At 71.6% G+C, this 13,463-nt stretch carries 10 protein-coding genes; 9 read left to right on the top strand and 1 reads right to left on the bottom strand.

Going from position 1 to position 13,463, the window contains the following annotated elements:
* Positions 1 to 54: 54 nt before the first annotated feature.
* The 9 genes from ACFYP5_RS13980 (at position 55) to ACFYP5_RS13940 (ending at position 11,935) form a co-directional block, all read left to right on the top strand.
* Positions 55 to 702, top strand: a complete 648-nt coding sequence (locus ACFYP5_RS13980) for an HAD family hydrolase (RefSeq protein WP_389034799.1) — start codon at positions 55 to 57, stop codon at positions 700 to 702.
* A gap of 388 nt (positions 703 to 1,090) precedes the next feature.
* Complete coding sequence (locus ACFYP5_RS13975; RefSeq protein WP_389034796.1) at positions 1,091 to 2,170, top strand: methionine ABC transporter ATP-binding protein; 1,080 nt, start codon at positions 1,091 to 1,093, stop codon at positions 2,168 to 2,170.
* Positions 2,167 to 2,838, top strand: a complete 672-nt coding sequence (locus ACFYP5_RS13970) for a methionine ABC transporter permease (protein ID WP_384111749.1) — start codon at positions 2,167 to 2,169, stop codon at positions 2,836 to 2,838. Before ACFYP5_RS13975 ends, ACFYP5_RS13970 begins: the two co-directional genes overlap by 4 nt.
* 75 nt (positions 2,839 to 2,913) lie before the next feature.
* A complete protein-coding gene (locus tag ACFYP5_RS13965; RefSeq protein WP_389034792.1) occupies positions 2,914 to 3,780 on the top strand; it encodes a MetQ/NlpA family ABC transporter substrate-binding protein in 867 nt (288 codons plus the stop codon).
* Between the two features lie 102 nt (positions 3,781 to 3,882).
* Positions 3,883 to 4,560: a GNAT family N-acetyltransferase gene (locus ACFYP5_RS13960; RefSeq protein WP_389034789.1), complete on the top strand. Its 678-nt coding sequence runs from the start codon at positions 3,883 to 3,885 to the stop codon at positions 4,558 to 4,560.
* 118 nt (positions 4,561 to 4,678) lie between these two features.
* Positions 4,679 to 5,914, top strand: a complete 1,236-nt coding sequence (gene cbiE / locus ACFYP5_RS13955) for a precorrin-6y C5,15-methyltransferase (decarboxylating) subunit CbiE (protein WP_389034786.1) — start codon at positions 4,679 to 4,681, stop codon at positions 5,912 to 5,914.
* Between the two features lie 333 nt (positions 5,915 to 6,247).
* Complete coding sequence (gene cobT, locus ACFYP5_RS13950; protein WP_389034783.1) at positions 6,248 to 9,562, top strand: nicotinate-nucleotide--dimethylbenzimidazole phosphoribosyltransferase; 3,315 nt, start codon at positions 6,248 to 6,250, stop codon at positions 9,560 to 9,562.
* Positions 9,563 to 9,795: 233 nt separating this feature from the next.
* The gene (gene cobA, locus ACFYP5_RS13945; RefSeq protein ID WP_389034780.1) at positions 9,796 to 11,052 is read left to right on the top strand and encodes a uroporphyrinogen-III C-methyltransferase; all 1,257 of its coding nucleotides are present in this window, start codon (positions 9,796 to 9,798) and stop codon (positions 11,050 to 11,052) included.
* 64 nt (positions 11,053 to 11,116) lie between these two features.
* Positions 11,117 to 11,935, top strand: coding sequence for an RNA methyltransferase (locus tag ACFYP5_RS13940; RefSeq protein ID WP_030918709.1), 819 nt, complete (start codon positions 11,117 to 11,119; stop codon positions 11,933 to 11,935).
* An 18-nt stretch (positions 11,936 to 11,953) separates the two neighbouring features.
* Here ACFYP5_RS13940 and ACFYP5_RS13935 read toward each other — a convergent pair whose 3' ends face one another.
* Complete coding sequence (locus tag ACFYP5_RS13935) at positions 11,954 to 13,282, bottom strand: protein kinase (protein WP_389034777.1); 1,329 nt, start codon at positions 13,280 to 13,282, stop codon at positions 11,954 to 11,956.
* Positions 13,283 to 13,463 lie beyond the last annotated feature (181 nt).

Raw genomic sequence — 13,463 nt, 5'->3', positions numbered from 1 at the left:
GACCAATCGGCCCCCTGCGTGCGCCCCCGTACCCGGGCGCTAGGGTCGGCGAACATGAAGATCCACGCCGAGGCCCTGCTGTTCGACAACGACGGAACGCTGCTCTCCTCCATCGAGTCCGTCCGCCGCTGCTGGACCAGGTGGGCACAGGAGTACGGCGTCACGGCGGAGGACTTCTCCGGCATCGAACTGCACGGCCGTACGGCCGTCGAGATCATCGCCGAGCTGCTGCCCGCGGACCGGGTCGACGGGGCTCTGGCCCGTATCGAACAGCTGGAGGTCGAGGACGTCCCCGGCGGCGTCGTGGTGCTGCCCGGCACCAAGGAGCTGCTCGGTTCGTTGCCCGCGCACCGCTGGGCCGTCGTCACCTCCGCCACCCGCCCGCTGGGTGAGGCGCGGCTGCGCGAGGCAGGCATCGACTTCCCGGTGATGATCGCCGCCGAGGACATCACCCGTGGCAAGCCGGACCCCGAGCCGTACCTCCTCGCGGCCCGTCGCCTCGGCGTCGACCCGGCCCGCTGCGTGGTCTTCGAGGACGCCCCCGCCGGACTGCGGGCCGGACGGGCGGCCGGGATGACGACCGTGGCCTTGGCCACAACGCACGAACGCGCCGAGCTGGTCGCCGATGCGGTCGTCACTGATCTCTCCGCCATATCGGTGCAGGTCACAGCTGCGGGAGTGGAAATCTCCACTGCGGACTGAACCGGGCGCCGCGACGGTCCATGGCTGTCCGCTATACGGACAGGCGGGCAGGCCGGAACGTTACGTCTGTTTTACTTGGCGCATGACCACGACGAGCAGCCGCACCCTTGCGACCGAGGCGATCACGACGCCCGGTGCTCGTTGTATGTGTCGAATGCGCGCCTTCTGAGGGCCCCCGCCTGAGCCTCGCGCCCCGAAGCGAGACCGAGCCCACGCCGTCCGCACCCAGCGGAACGAGCTGCTCCAGCACGTACCTGTCCCGGCCGAGCGCCGCCGCAGCCGTGCCGAGACCCACCGGCCGAACACCCGAGTCCGAACAGTCTCTTCAGACGAATGCCCCGTGCCCGGCGGACACCGCGTCGTGCACTCGACAGTGACGGAAACCCCTGTGATCACCACTACGGGCCTCACGAAGGTCTATCAGTCGCGCGGCCGAGAGGTCACCGCTCTGGACGGCGTCGACCTGCATGTCCGCGAGGGAGAGGTGTACGGCGTCATCGGACAGAGCGGCGCCGGCAAATCCTCCCTGATCCGCTGCATCAACCTGCTGGAACGCCCCACCTCGGGCACCGTGACCGTGGCCGGTCAGGACCTCACCGCCCTCGCGGGCCGGGGCCGCCGGGCCGGCAAGGAGCTCCGCGAGGCGCGCAGCCGTATCGGCATGGTCTTCCAGCACTTCAACCTGCTGGCCTCGCGCAACGTCCAGGACAACATCGAGCTCCCGCTGGAGATCCTCGGCGTCTCCGGTCGCGACCGCACCCGCAAGGCCCTCGAACTTCTCGACCTGGTCGGCCTGGCCGACAAGGCGAAGGCCTACCCCGGCCAGCTCTCCGGCGGCCAGAAGCAGCGCGTCGGCATCGCCCGGGCGCTGGCCGGAGACCCCAAGGTGCTGCTCTCCGACGAGGCGACGTCCGCCCTCGACCCGGAGACCACCCGCTCCATCCTCCAACTGCTGCGCGACCTCAATCAGCAGCTCGGTCTGACCGTCCTGCTCATCACGCACGAGATGGACGTCGTCAAGACGATCTGCGACTCGGCAGCTCTCATGCAGAGGGGCCGCATCGTCGAGTCCGGCACCGTCGGCGAGCTGCTCGCCACCCCCGGCTCCGAACTGGCCCATGAGCTGTTCCCGGTCGGCGGTACGGCCTCCGGTCCCGACCGCACGGTCGTCGACGTCACCTTCCACGGCGAGGCCGCGACCCAGCCGGTGATCTCCCAGCTCTCCCGCACGTACAACATCGACATCTCGATCCTGGGTGCCGCGATGGACACCGTCGGCGGCAACCAAGTCGGCCGGATGCGCATCGAGCTGCCCGGCCGCTTCGAGGAGAACGTCGTCCCGATCGGCTTCCTGCGCGAGCAGGGACTGCAGGCCGAGGTCGTGGACGCGGCCGCCGCCGACGGCATCCCCGCGCAGACCCCCGCCGCACTCACCCGGACCCCGCTCACCAAGGAGGTGGCCAAGTGACCTGGTCCGAAATGCAGCCACTGCTGTCCCAGGGAACCGTCGACACCCTCTACATGGTGCTGTGGTCCGCGGTCGTCACGGTTCTCGTCGGACTGCCGCTCGGCGTACTGCTGGTCCTCACCGACAAGGGTGGACTGCTCCAGAACACCGTGGTGAACAAGGCTGTCGGCGTGATCGTGAACATCGGCCGCTCGCTGCCGTTCATCATCCTGCTGATCGCCCTGATCCCCTTCACCACCTGGGTCGTCGGCACCTTCATCGGCCCGACCGCGATGATCGTGCCGCTCGCCGTCGGCGCCATCCCGTTCTTCGCCCGGCTCGTCGAGACGGCCGTCCGCGAGGTCGACCACGGGCTCGTCGAAGCCGTCCAGTCGATGGGCGGATCCATCCCGACGATCGTGCGCAAGGTCCTGCTGCCGCAGGCCCTGCCGTCGCTCGTCTCCGCGGTCACCACCACCGTCATCGTGCTCATCGGATACTCCGCGATGGCCGGCGCGGTCGGCGGCGAAGGGCTCGGCTCCAAGGCCGTCACCTACGGATTCCAGCGCTTCGACAACCAGTTCATGCTGATCACCGTCGCGCTGCTGATCGTCATCGTGACCGTGGTCCAGCTGATCGGCGATGTCGCCGTACGCCTGCTGGCCCGCCGGGGCCGCACCGCCTCCTGAGACCTTCTCTCCGCTCACAAGCCCGAACTCCTTGTCCGGGCGCACCACCCTCACCATCAGAAAGAGGCACTTTTCGTGCGTAAGAACATCAAGATCACCGCAGCTGCCGCCGCCACCGCAGCCCTCGCCTTCGGCCTCACCGCCTGCGGCACGTCGTCCGACCCGGCCTCCAAGAGCGGGACCGGCGCCGACGCCGACACGTCCAAGGCGCTCGTCGTCGCGGCGTCCCCGACGCCGCACGCCGACATCCTGAACTTCGTCAAGAAGAACCTGGCGGCCAAGGCCGGCCTCAAGCTGGAGGTCAAGGAGTTCACGGACTACGTCCTGCCGAACACCGCCACCGAGAACGGCCAGGTCGACGCCAACTTCTTCCAGCACCGGCCGTACCTCGACGACTTCAACAAGAAGAACAACACCCACATCGTCGCGGTCGCCAACGTGCACCTGGAGCCGCTCGGCCTCTACTCCAACAAGGTCAAGGACCTCAAGGACATCAAGGCCGGCCAGACCATCGCCGTACCGAACGACACCACCGACGAGGGCCGCGCCCTCCAGCTGCTCGCCGCGAACGGCCTGATCACCGTCAAGGACGGTGTCGGCACCAACGCCAAGATCAGCGACATCACGGACAAGAAGGGCCTGGAGTTCAAGGAGCTGGAGGCCGCAACCGTGCCCCGCGCCCTGAACGATGTCGACGCCGCCGTCATCAACGGCAACTACGCCATCCAGGCCAAGCTCAAGCCCGCCAAGGACGCCCTGGTGCTGGAGAAGGCGGACGGCAACCCGTACGCCAACCTCCTCGCCGTGAAGAAGGGCAACGAGAAGGACCCCCGCGTCGAGAAGCTCGTGAAGCTCCTCCACTCCGCCGAGGTGAAGAAGTTCATCGAGGACACCTACCAGGGCTCGGTCATCCCTGACTTCGGCCCCCTCGTCAACTCCTGACACCCGAACCGCACGAGCGTGGCCGAGCCCCGCGCACCCCACCCGGGTGCGCGGGGCTCCGCCGTGCGCACCCGGCCATGCACAACGTCCGCCCGATGCTGCATGCTGTGCCTTTACACGGTCTTCGGCATGGAGCTGCGCATGACTTCCACCTTTCCGTCCATCTCCATCAGCACGGATCGGTTGGTGCTGCGACCGTTCGACATGACGGACGTCCCGGCGTACATCGAGATGATGAACGACGAACTCGTCACCGCCTGGACGGAGGCGCCCCACCCCTACACCCAGGTCGACGCGGAACGCTGGGTCCGCCGGATCGCCCCCGCGCAGCGCACCAGCGGTGACGGGATAGTCTTCGCCGTCACCGAGTTCCTCACCCAGCGCCTCGTCGGCTCGGTGCGGCTCCGGAACACCGACTGGCGCACGCTCGCCACCGAAGCCGCGTACATCACCGCCCCCTGGGCTCGCGGCGAGGGATACGCCACCGAGTCCCTGCTCGCCGTCGCCCAGTGGCTCTTCCGCGACCAGGCCTTCGAACGCATCGAACTGCGCACCGCCGCCGACAACACCGCGTCCCAGCAGGTCGCCCAGAAGCTCGGCTGCATCAGCGAGGGGGTCCTGCGCAACGCCCGGATAGCGAGGACCCAGACCGAGGACGGCGGCTGGACCGACATCAGGACCGATCTGATCGTCTGGGGGCTGCTTCCCGAGGACCTCGAAGGAGTCGCCGAGCAGCTGGCCGACGCAGGCGGCTACGGCACCTACAGCGACTGGAACTGATGCCGGAACCGACGCCGGGGACCGCACCGGTCCGGACCGGACGGGGACCAGGTACTCTCACCGTGCCCGCCGCGCGTGGGCAGCCCCACCTGCGACAACTCCAGGAGACTGACGAAAGATGGCCGACCGGGTCACGGTGATCGGCTGGGACGGCTCGCCACTGACCGCAGCGGCCGGGGCCGCGCTCTCGGCCGCCACCCTCGTCGCGGGCGCCGCCCATCACCTCGCACTCCCCGAAGTCCCGGCGACCGCCGAACGGATCCGTCTCGGCTCCATCGACCTCGCCGCCCGCAGGATCGCCGGCCACCGCGGCAGCGCCGTGGTCCTCGCCGACGGCGACCCCGGCTTCTTCGGAGTCGTACGCAATCTCCGCGCACCCGAACACGGCCTGGAAGTCGAAGTCGTGCCCGCCGTGTCCGCCGTCGCCACCGCGTTCGCCCGCGCCGGAATGCCCTGGGAGGACGCCCAGATCGTCGTCGCCCACCCCCGCACCCTGCGCCGCGCCGTCAACGTCTGCCGGGCCCACCACAAGGTCGCCGTCCTCACCTCGCCCGGCGCGGGACCCGCCGAACTCGCCCTGCTCCTCGAAGGCGTGCACCGCACCTTCGTCATCTGCGAGGAACTCGGCACCGCACGCGAACAGGTCGCCGTCGTCACCTCCGACAAGGCCGCCGACCACGTCTGGCGCGACCCGAACGTCGTGATCGTCATCGGTGGCGGCCCCGAGCAGCAGTCCACCGGCACCGGCTCCTGGATCGCCGGCCGCCACCCCCAGGGCGTACGCGGCTGGGCACTGCCCTCGGACGCATACCCCGGCGGAGCGACGGACCCGGGAGGGGAGTCGGGCGAGGGCGAGTCCCCGGGGCTGCGGGCCGCCCAACTGGCCCGCCTCGGCCCGCGTACCGGCGACCTCGTCTGGGACATCGGCTCCGGCAGCGGAGCACTTGCCGTGGAGGCCGCAGGGTTCGGTGCGGCGGTGCTGGCCGTCGACAGCGACCCGGACGCCTGCGCCCGGACGGCGGCCGCGGGCCGGGCCTTCGGCGTACAGCTCCAGGTCGTCCAGGGCCGCGCCCCGCACGTGCTGGAGCGGCTGCCGGAGCCCGATGTCGTACGCATCGGCGGCGGCGGGGTCCCCGTCGTCACCGCTGTCGCCGACCGCAGGCCGGAGCGGATCGTCACCCACGCGTCGACCCGGGACGAGGCCGAGGCGCTCGGTGCGGCACTCGCCGAGAACGGCTACATCGTCGAGTGCGCCCTCCTCCAGTCCGTCGAACTCGACACGGCCGCATGGTCGGAGCGCGAACGCTCGGTCGTGTTTCTGCTCTCGGCGCTGCGGTCGGACCTCGCCCCCTGACCCGGTCGGTGCACGGCGCGGGGTAGGCTGGCCGATCGTTGTACCGCACCCGGCCGTTCGTCGCTTCGTTCGTCAATGTCCGGAAAAGGGGACCGTTTTGGGCCCCGTTGTGGTACGGCGGACCCGGGGGATGCGCAACGTGGCGCAGTCCACAGCGAGCCGTGGCGGAACTGCCTGCCGCGGCGGCGAACGGCCGCGAGAATGATGTGTGTCCGCGACCGATTCGTGCCGCGCGGCGAGCCCGCTCGTTCTTCATGACGAGCGCCGGCGTGCCGTGTTCGGGCGTCCCGGGCGAAGGGCCGAAGGAGCACTGACGATGGGCGAGGGGTACGCATGAGTGACACCGGCCAGATCCCGGGCGAGGGACTGCCGGAGAACGCAGGCATGGTGGAGCAGCCGGGCAACCCCGCCCCGGGTGCGTACACCTTCCTCGCTCCCTCCGAGCATGCGCCCGAGGACGACGATCTTCTGCTGATGCCGAGCCCACAGGGCGCCTGGAGCGAACCGCAGGTCGCACCGGTCCCCGGTCAGCCGGTGGACGGCGGCGCCGTACAGGCACCGGCGCTACTGGAGGGGCAGGCCGCCTACCAGGCACAGCCGCAGGGCTACGTCGGTGGTGTGCAGGCCGTGCGGGCCCAGGGAACCGTGCAGGTCCAGGAGGCGCCGGACCCGGCCGTGTACGCCGTGCAGCAGGCGGTGGCCGGAGCGATGACCGAGACCGGGCAGGGCACGCACGAGTCGGGCGGTCGTGACTCGGGTGCCGTCGATCTCAATGGCGTACGCATGCCGGCCGTGGCTTCCGTTGCCGCACCGGTCGCGGCCACCCCCGTGCGCCGGCCGCTGCACCGCGGCCCGGCCTCGGGCGAGTCGAGCCTGTCGTACGGCGGGACACCGACCGGCGGTGTGGTCCGTTCGCTCGCCGACCGCGGACCCGCCGAGGCGCCGCAGAACCCGATGCCCGCACGGCACGCGGGACCGCCCACCACCGGTCCCGAGTACCTCGACCTGCCGGGCCCTCAGCTCGGCGAGATCCCGCCGCAGGCCGGAAGCCCGTGGGCGGCGCACGCACCCGAACAGGTCGTGGCGCCCGTGGCGGTGGAACCGGAAGCCGTGACTGCGGAAGCGGCCGCAGAAACGGTCGTCCCGGAGCCGGTTGCCGAGCCGGTGCCGGTCGCACAGCCGGTCGAGGCCGCCCCGGAGGCCGTACCCACCGCTGCCGAGGCTTTTGCGGACGGCGCGTCCCTGGGCCGGTTCGTGCCCGTGGAGGGATCCGTGCCGACGACTCCGCACCTGGCCCCGACGCCGGTCGTGGAGCAGGCCGTCGTGGAACACGCCGTCGTGGAGCAGGTCGTCCCGGAGCAGGTCGCGCAGCCGGAAGCCGTCGTCGAGCCGGCGCCCGAGCCCGTGACCCTCCAGGAGCCCCAGGCCCGGCCCGAGCAGGTCGCGATCGCCGTCGAGCCGGTACCGGCCCCGGTTGTCGAGACCCACGAGACCTTCGAGACCCCCGAGCCCGTCGCAGCCGCGCCCGCTGTGGCCGAAGTGCCCGCGCCCGAACCGGTGGTCGCGCCCGGACCGGTCCCCGCGCCGGAGCCGGCGGCCGTCCCCGAGCCCGTGGTCGTGGCCGCGCCCGCCGCCGTACTCGTGGCCGCGCCGGAACCCTTGGCCACTCCGGAGGAACCCGTCCTCGCGCCCGCCGCCGGGACGGCTCCCGAACCGGTCCTCGTGCCCGAGCCCGAGACCGGCCCCGAGGTCATCGAGACCCCGGACCTCACGTTCACGGACGCCGGCCCGGACATCGCGGCGCCCGCGCCGGACCAGGAGCCCGCGGGGCCGGTACGGATCCCTGCCGAGGAGGCCCCGGTGGCCGAGGCGCCGGCCGACGAGGTGCCGCAGCCCTCCGCGGAGACTTCCGACCGAGCCGCCGCCTCCGGGTACGACGACGCCGAGCGCGAAGCGGTGCTCCGGGTCATGCGCGAACGCCGTGACATCCGCAACGGCTTCCGTAGTGACCCCATCCCGCACGAGGTCCTGCTCCGCGTCCTCGAGGCCGCGCACACGGCGCCCAGTGTCGGCCACTCGCAGCCCTGGGACTTCGTCGTCATCCGCTCCGCGGAGACCCGCCGTTCCATGCACGAACTGGCGCAGCGTCAACGCGAGGCGTACGCCAAGTCGCTGCCCAAGGGCCGGGCCAAGCAGTTCAAGGAACTGAAGATCGAGGCCATCCTCGACACCCCGGTGAACATCGTCGTCACCGCCGACCCCACCCGCGGTGGCCGCCACACCCTCGGCCGGCACACCCAGCCGCAGATGGCCCCGTACTCCTCGGCGCTCGCCGTCGAGAACCTGTGGCTCGCAGCCCGCGCCGAGGGTCTCGGCGTCGGCTGGGTCAGCTTCTTCGACGAGCGCGAGATGGTCCGCGCCCTCGGCCTGCCCGAGCACCTCGAAGTCGTCGCGTACCTGTGTGTCGGTTATGTCGACGAGTTCCCCGAGGAACCCGAGCTGATGCAGGCGGGCTGGTCCAAGCGGCGCCCGCTGTCCTGGGTCGTCCACGAGGAGACGTACGGTCGCCGCGCGCTGCCCGGCGAGGAGCCGCACGACCTGCTGCAGGAGACCATCTCCAACATCCGTCCGCTGGACGCCAAGGCGCTGGGTGAGGCCTGGGAACGCCAGAAGCGGATGACCAAGCCGGCGGGTGCGCTCGGCATGCTGGAGATCATCTCCGCGCAGCTGTCGGGTCTCTCCCGGATGTGCCCGCCGCCGATCCCGGAGCCCGCGGCTGTCGCGATCTTCGCCGGGGACCACGGGGTGCACGCCCAGGGCGTCACCGCGTGGCCGCAGGAGGTCACCGGCCAGATGGTCGCCAACTTCCTCGGCGGCGGCGCGGTCTGCAACGCATTCGCGGCCCAGGTAGGCGCCGAGGTGTGTGTCGTCGACGTCGGCGTCGCCACGGAACTGCCCGCGACCGCCGGTCTGCTGCCGCGCAAGGTGCGTGCGGGAACGGCCGACTTCACGACCGGGCCCGCCCTCACCCGTGAGGAGGTCCTCGCGGCCATCGAGGTCGGCATCGAGACCGCCCGCGATCTGGTGGCAGCGGGCAACAAGGGCCTGCTCACCGGCGAGATGGGCATCGCGAACACCACCGCGTCCGCCGCGCTGATCTGCGTGTACACGGGCATGGACCCGGCCGAGGTGACCGGTCGTGGCACCGGCATCAACGACGAGATGCACGCGCGCAAGGTCGACGTGGTCCGCCGTGGCCTCGAACTCCACCAGCCCGACCCGTCCGACCCGATTGGCGTACTTGCCGCGGTCGGCGGCCTGGAACACGCCGCGATGGCGGGATTCCTGCTGGGCGGTGCCTCGCTGCGTACGCCGGTGGTCCTGGACGGGGTGAGCGCGGGCGCCGCTGCCCTGGTCGCCCGGGCGATCGCCCCCGAGGCCCTCGCCGCATGCATCGCCGGTCACCGCAGCGCGGAGCCCGGCCATGTCGCCGCGCTCAACAAGCTGGGCCTGCGCCCGCTGGTCGACCTCGACCTCCGCCTCGGCGAGGGCACGGGTGCGCTGCTGGCGCTGCCGATCGTGCAGAGTGCGGCGCGGGCGATGCACGAGGTGGCGACGTTCGACTCGGCGGGCGTCACCGAGAAGTAGCGCCCGGGCAGGGCCGGCCCCGCCGGCGCTCGAGGCGCGGGGGCCGGGGCGGAGCCCGGGTTCCCGGAAGGGGTGGGTGGGGGAGAGCTCTGTGCAGCGGCCCCCACCCCCACCGGCCCGCCCCGCCGCACCCCGTATCGTGGACTCACACCCCACAAAACCGCACGTCACAGCCGCTCCACCGCCGTAGCGGCCCGCACGCACCCCGTATCGCCCGAGGAGCCCGCACCGCCATGGCCGAGCACGCAGATCACCCCGCGTACCCCGTCGGACTGCGCCTGAGCGGGCGCCGCGTCGTCGTCGTCGGCGGCGGTCAGGTCGCGCAGCGCCGCCTCCCCGCACTCATCGCGGCGGGCGCCGACATCACCCTCGTATCTCCGTCCGCGACGCCGTCCGTCGAGGCGATGGCCGACGCCGGTGAGATCCACTGGGAGCGCCGCCGGTACGAGGACGGGGACCTCACCGACACCTGGTACGCGCTCATCGCCTCCGACGACGCCACCGCGAACGAGGCCGCGTCCGCCGAGGCCGAGCGCACCCGCACCTGGTGCGTGCGCAGCGACAACGCCGATGTCGCCACCGCCTGGACCCCGGCCACCGGACGCAGCGAGGGCGTGACCGTCGCCGTACTCTCCACCGACGCGCAGGGCCGCGACCCGCGCCACTCCGCCGCCGTCCGCGACGCCATCGTCGAGGGTCTGCGCGACGGCACGCTCGCCGCACCGCACCACCGCACCCGCCCCACCCCTGGTGTCTCCCTCGTCGGCGGCGGCCCCGGTGACCCCGACCTGATCACCGTGCGCGGGCGGCGCCTCCTCGCCGAGGCGGATGTCGTCATCGCCGACCGGCTCGGCCCGCGCGACCTGCTCGACGAACTGCCGCCGCACGTCGAGGTGATCGACGCCGCGAAGATCCCGTACGGCCGCTTCATGGCGCAGGAGGCGATCAACCAGGCGCTCATCGAGCACGCCAAGGCGGGCAAGGCCGTCGTACGGCTCAAGGGCGGCGACCCGTTCGTCTTCGGCCGGGGCATGGAGGAGGCACAGGCGCTCGCCGCCGAGGGCATCCCTTGCACCGTCGTCCCCGGCATCTCCAGCTCGATCTCCGTACCCGGCGCGGCCGGTATCCCCGTCACCCACCGCGGGGTCGCCCACGAGTTCACCGTGGTGAGCGGTCATGTCGCCCCCGACGACGAGCGTTCGCTGGTCGACTGGGCGGCCCTCGCACAGCTCCGTGGCACCCTCGTGCTGCTGATGGCCGTGGACAAGATCGGCGCCATCGCCGAGGCCCTCATCGCCCACGGCAAGTCGCCCGGTACACCGGTCGCCCTGATCCAGGAGGGCACCACGGCGGCACAGCGCAGGGTCGACGCGACCCTCGCGACCGTCGGTGAACGGGCCGCCGCCGAAGAGGTACGCCCGCCGGCCGTGATCGTCATCGGTGACGTCGTCGCGGTCGGTACGGCCACCCTCCCGAACCCCGCCGAGTAACCAGCGGTAACGGATCTTCTTCCGAGCCGTTGGCACCACACACCGGACAAGGCAGTATCAACCTGTGGCAGATCTCATCACCGTCGACGACCCCGACGACCCGCGCCTGCGCGACTACACGGGCCTGACCGACGTCGAACTCCGACGCAGGCGAGAGCCCGCCGAGGGACTCTTCATCGCCGAGGGCGAGAAGGTGATCAGACGCGCCAGGCACGCCGGGTACGAGATGCGGTCCATGCTGCTCTCGGCGAAGTGGGTCGATCTGATGCGTGACGTCATCGACGAGGTCCCGGCCCCGGTCTACGCGGTCAGCCCGGAGCTCGCCGAGCGCGTCACCGGCTACCACGTGCACCGCGGCGCGCTGGCCTCCATGCAGCGCAAACCACTGCCGACGGCCGACGAACTGCTGACGACGACCCGCCGGGTCGTCGTCATGGAGTCGGTCAACGACCACACCAACATCGGCGCCATCTTCCGTAGCGCCGCCGCCCTCGGCATGGACGCGGTGCTGCTCTCCCCGGACTGCGCGGACCCGCTGTACCGGCGCTCCGTCAAGGTCTCCATGGGCGCGGTCTTCTCCGTCCCGTACGCGCGTCTCGAGAGCTGGCCCAAGGCCCTGGAGACCGTACGGGAGGCGGGTTTCAAGCTCCTGGCGCTCACCCCCGACGACAAGGCCAGCAGTATCGACGAGGCGGCGCCGCACCGGATGGACAAGGTGGCGCTGATGCTCGGCGCCGAAGGCGACGGGCTGTCCACACAGGCCCTGGTCGCTGCCGACGAATGGGTACGCATCCCGATGGCGCACGGCGTCGACTCGCTGAACGTGGGCGCGGCTGCCGCAGTCGCGTTCTACGCGGTGGCGACGGGCCGCCCGCAGGACTGACCGGCTGTTTGCCGGCCCCTACCGCCGGGCGAGCAGGCGCTGCCCCTGGGGCTGTTCCTGCACTCCGTGCTGCTCCTGCTGTCCCGGGGCCTGTGTGGCGCCCAGCCCACGGGCCGGTCCCTGGCAACCCTGCGCCGCCGCGATCCCCAGCGCCACCAGCAGCGTCACCACGACGAAGACGAAAAGACGCTGCCGAAGCAGCCGCGGGTTGGCCGGACGCCGGCCCGTCGATGTCGTACGGGTCCCGGGCCGAGTGCCCGGACGCCCCTTCGTGCCGTTCGTGCCGTTGGTGGCCTGGGGGCGCTTGCCGGAGCGGGTGGTGTTGCGCGGTGGCTGCGGCCGTGAGCCCCCCGTACGGGGGGCCGTCGTGCGCGAGGGTGCCGTCTGCCGGGTCTGCGGACGCGGCGCCGCAGGGCTCGCCGCGCGCCGGGTCTGCTGTTCGGTGTACGGGCCGTCGAGCCGGCCGGTCGGCCGGTCCAGCTCCTGCGCCGAGCGCTGCGCGGGCGGCCGGCTCTCGTGCAGTCCCTGCGCCTCGCGGGCGGCGATCTCCTTGAGCCGCATGGAGAGTTGAAGCGTGCTCGGCCGCTCCTCCGGGTCCTTCGCCAGGCAGGCGCTCACCAGCGGCGCCAGCGCGTCGTGAACGTCGTACAACTGCGGTTCCTCGTGCACCACGCGGTACAGCATCACCTCGGAACTGCCGTGCCCGAAAGGCGAGTCGGCCATCGCCGCGTACGCCAGCGTGGCACCGAGCGAGAACACGTCCGTCGCGGGGGTGACCGCCGCGCCCCGCACCTGCTCGGGCGCCAGGAAGCCGGGCGAGCCCACGGCCGTACCCACATGCGTGAGCGTGCTCGCCCCGGTCGCCCAGGCGATCCCGAAATCGATGATCCTGGGGCCCTTGGGGGAGAGGAGGATGTTCGACGGCTTCAGATCACGGTGGACGACACCGGCCTCGTGCACCGCCACCAGCCCCTCGGAGAGCGCCGCCCCGATCGACGCCACCTCGGCCGCCGACAGCGGGCCCTCCTCGGCCACCTTGTCGTGCAGGGAGGGGCCGGGGACGTACTGCGTGGCGAACCACGGGCGGTCGGCCTCCAGATCGGCCGCCACCAGACGTGCCGTACAGCCGCCGCGGATCCGCCGCGCCGCCGACACCTCGCGCGCGAAACGCGAACGGAACTCCTGGTCCTCGGCGAGATCCGGGCGGATCACCTTGAGCGCCACCCGCTGGCCGCGCCGGTCCGAACCCAGATAGACGACACCCATGCCGCCCGCTCCGAGCCGTCTGTGCAGTCTGAACGAGCCGACGACACGCGGGTCCTCGCGCCGGAGCCGCATCATCGCCATGTCTGCCCATCCCCGCTGCCTGGTCCGCCTGACGTGGCACAGCTTACGTACCCGTGGCCCGGCGCGCTCAGAGGCCGCGCCCTCGTCCGCCCATCGATTGTCAGTGCCGGGTGGGAAACTTGAAGGGTGGTCAGGGAGCCGCGGATCCACGCTCTCCGGCCCGTGCGAGATCTCAAAGGTC

This window comes from Streptomyces sp. NPDC005262 (assembly GCF_042872425.1).
Taxonomy (GTDB): Bacteria; Actinomycetota; Actinomycetes; order Streptomycetales; family Streptomycetaceae; genus Streptomyces.
Note: the sequence above shows the minus strand (reverse complement) of the source record. Positions and strands in the feature narration are given on the sequence as shown.

Coding starts and splice junctions, on each gene's coding strand:
- ACFYP5_RS13980 (WP_389034799.1), top strand. CDS start 55: ATGAAGATCCACGCCGAGGCCCTGCTGTTCGACAACGACGGAACGCTG.
- ACFYP5_RS13960 (WP_389034789.1), top strand. CDS start 3,883: ATGCTGTGCCTTTACACGGTCTTCGGCATGGAGCTGCGCATGACTTCC.
- cbiE (WP_389034786.1), top strand. CDS start 4,679: ATGGCCGACCGGGTCACGGTGATCGGCTGGGACGGCTCGCCACTGACC.
- cobT (WP_389034783.1), top strand. CDS start 6,248: ATGAGTGACACCGGCCAGATCCCGGGCGAGGGACTGCCGGAGAACGCA.
- cobA (WP_389034780.1), top strand. CDS start 9,796: ATGGCCGAGCACGCAGATCACCCCGCGTACCCCGTCGGACTGCGCCTG.
- ACFYP5_RS13935 (WP_389034777.1), bottom strand. CDS start 13,282: ATGGCGATGATGCGGCTCCGGCGCGAGGACCCGCGTGTCGTCGGCTCG.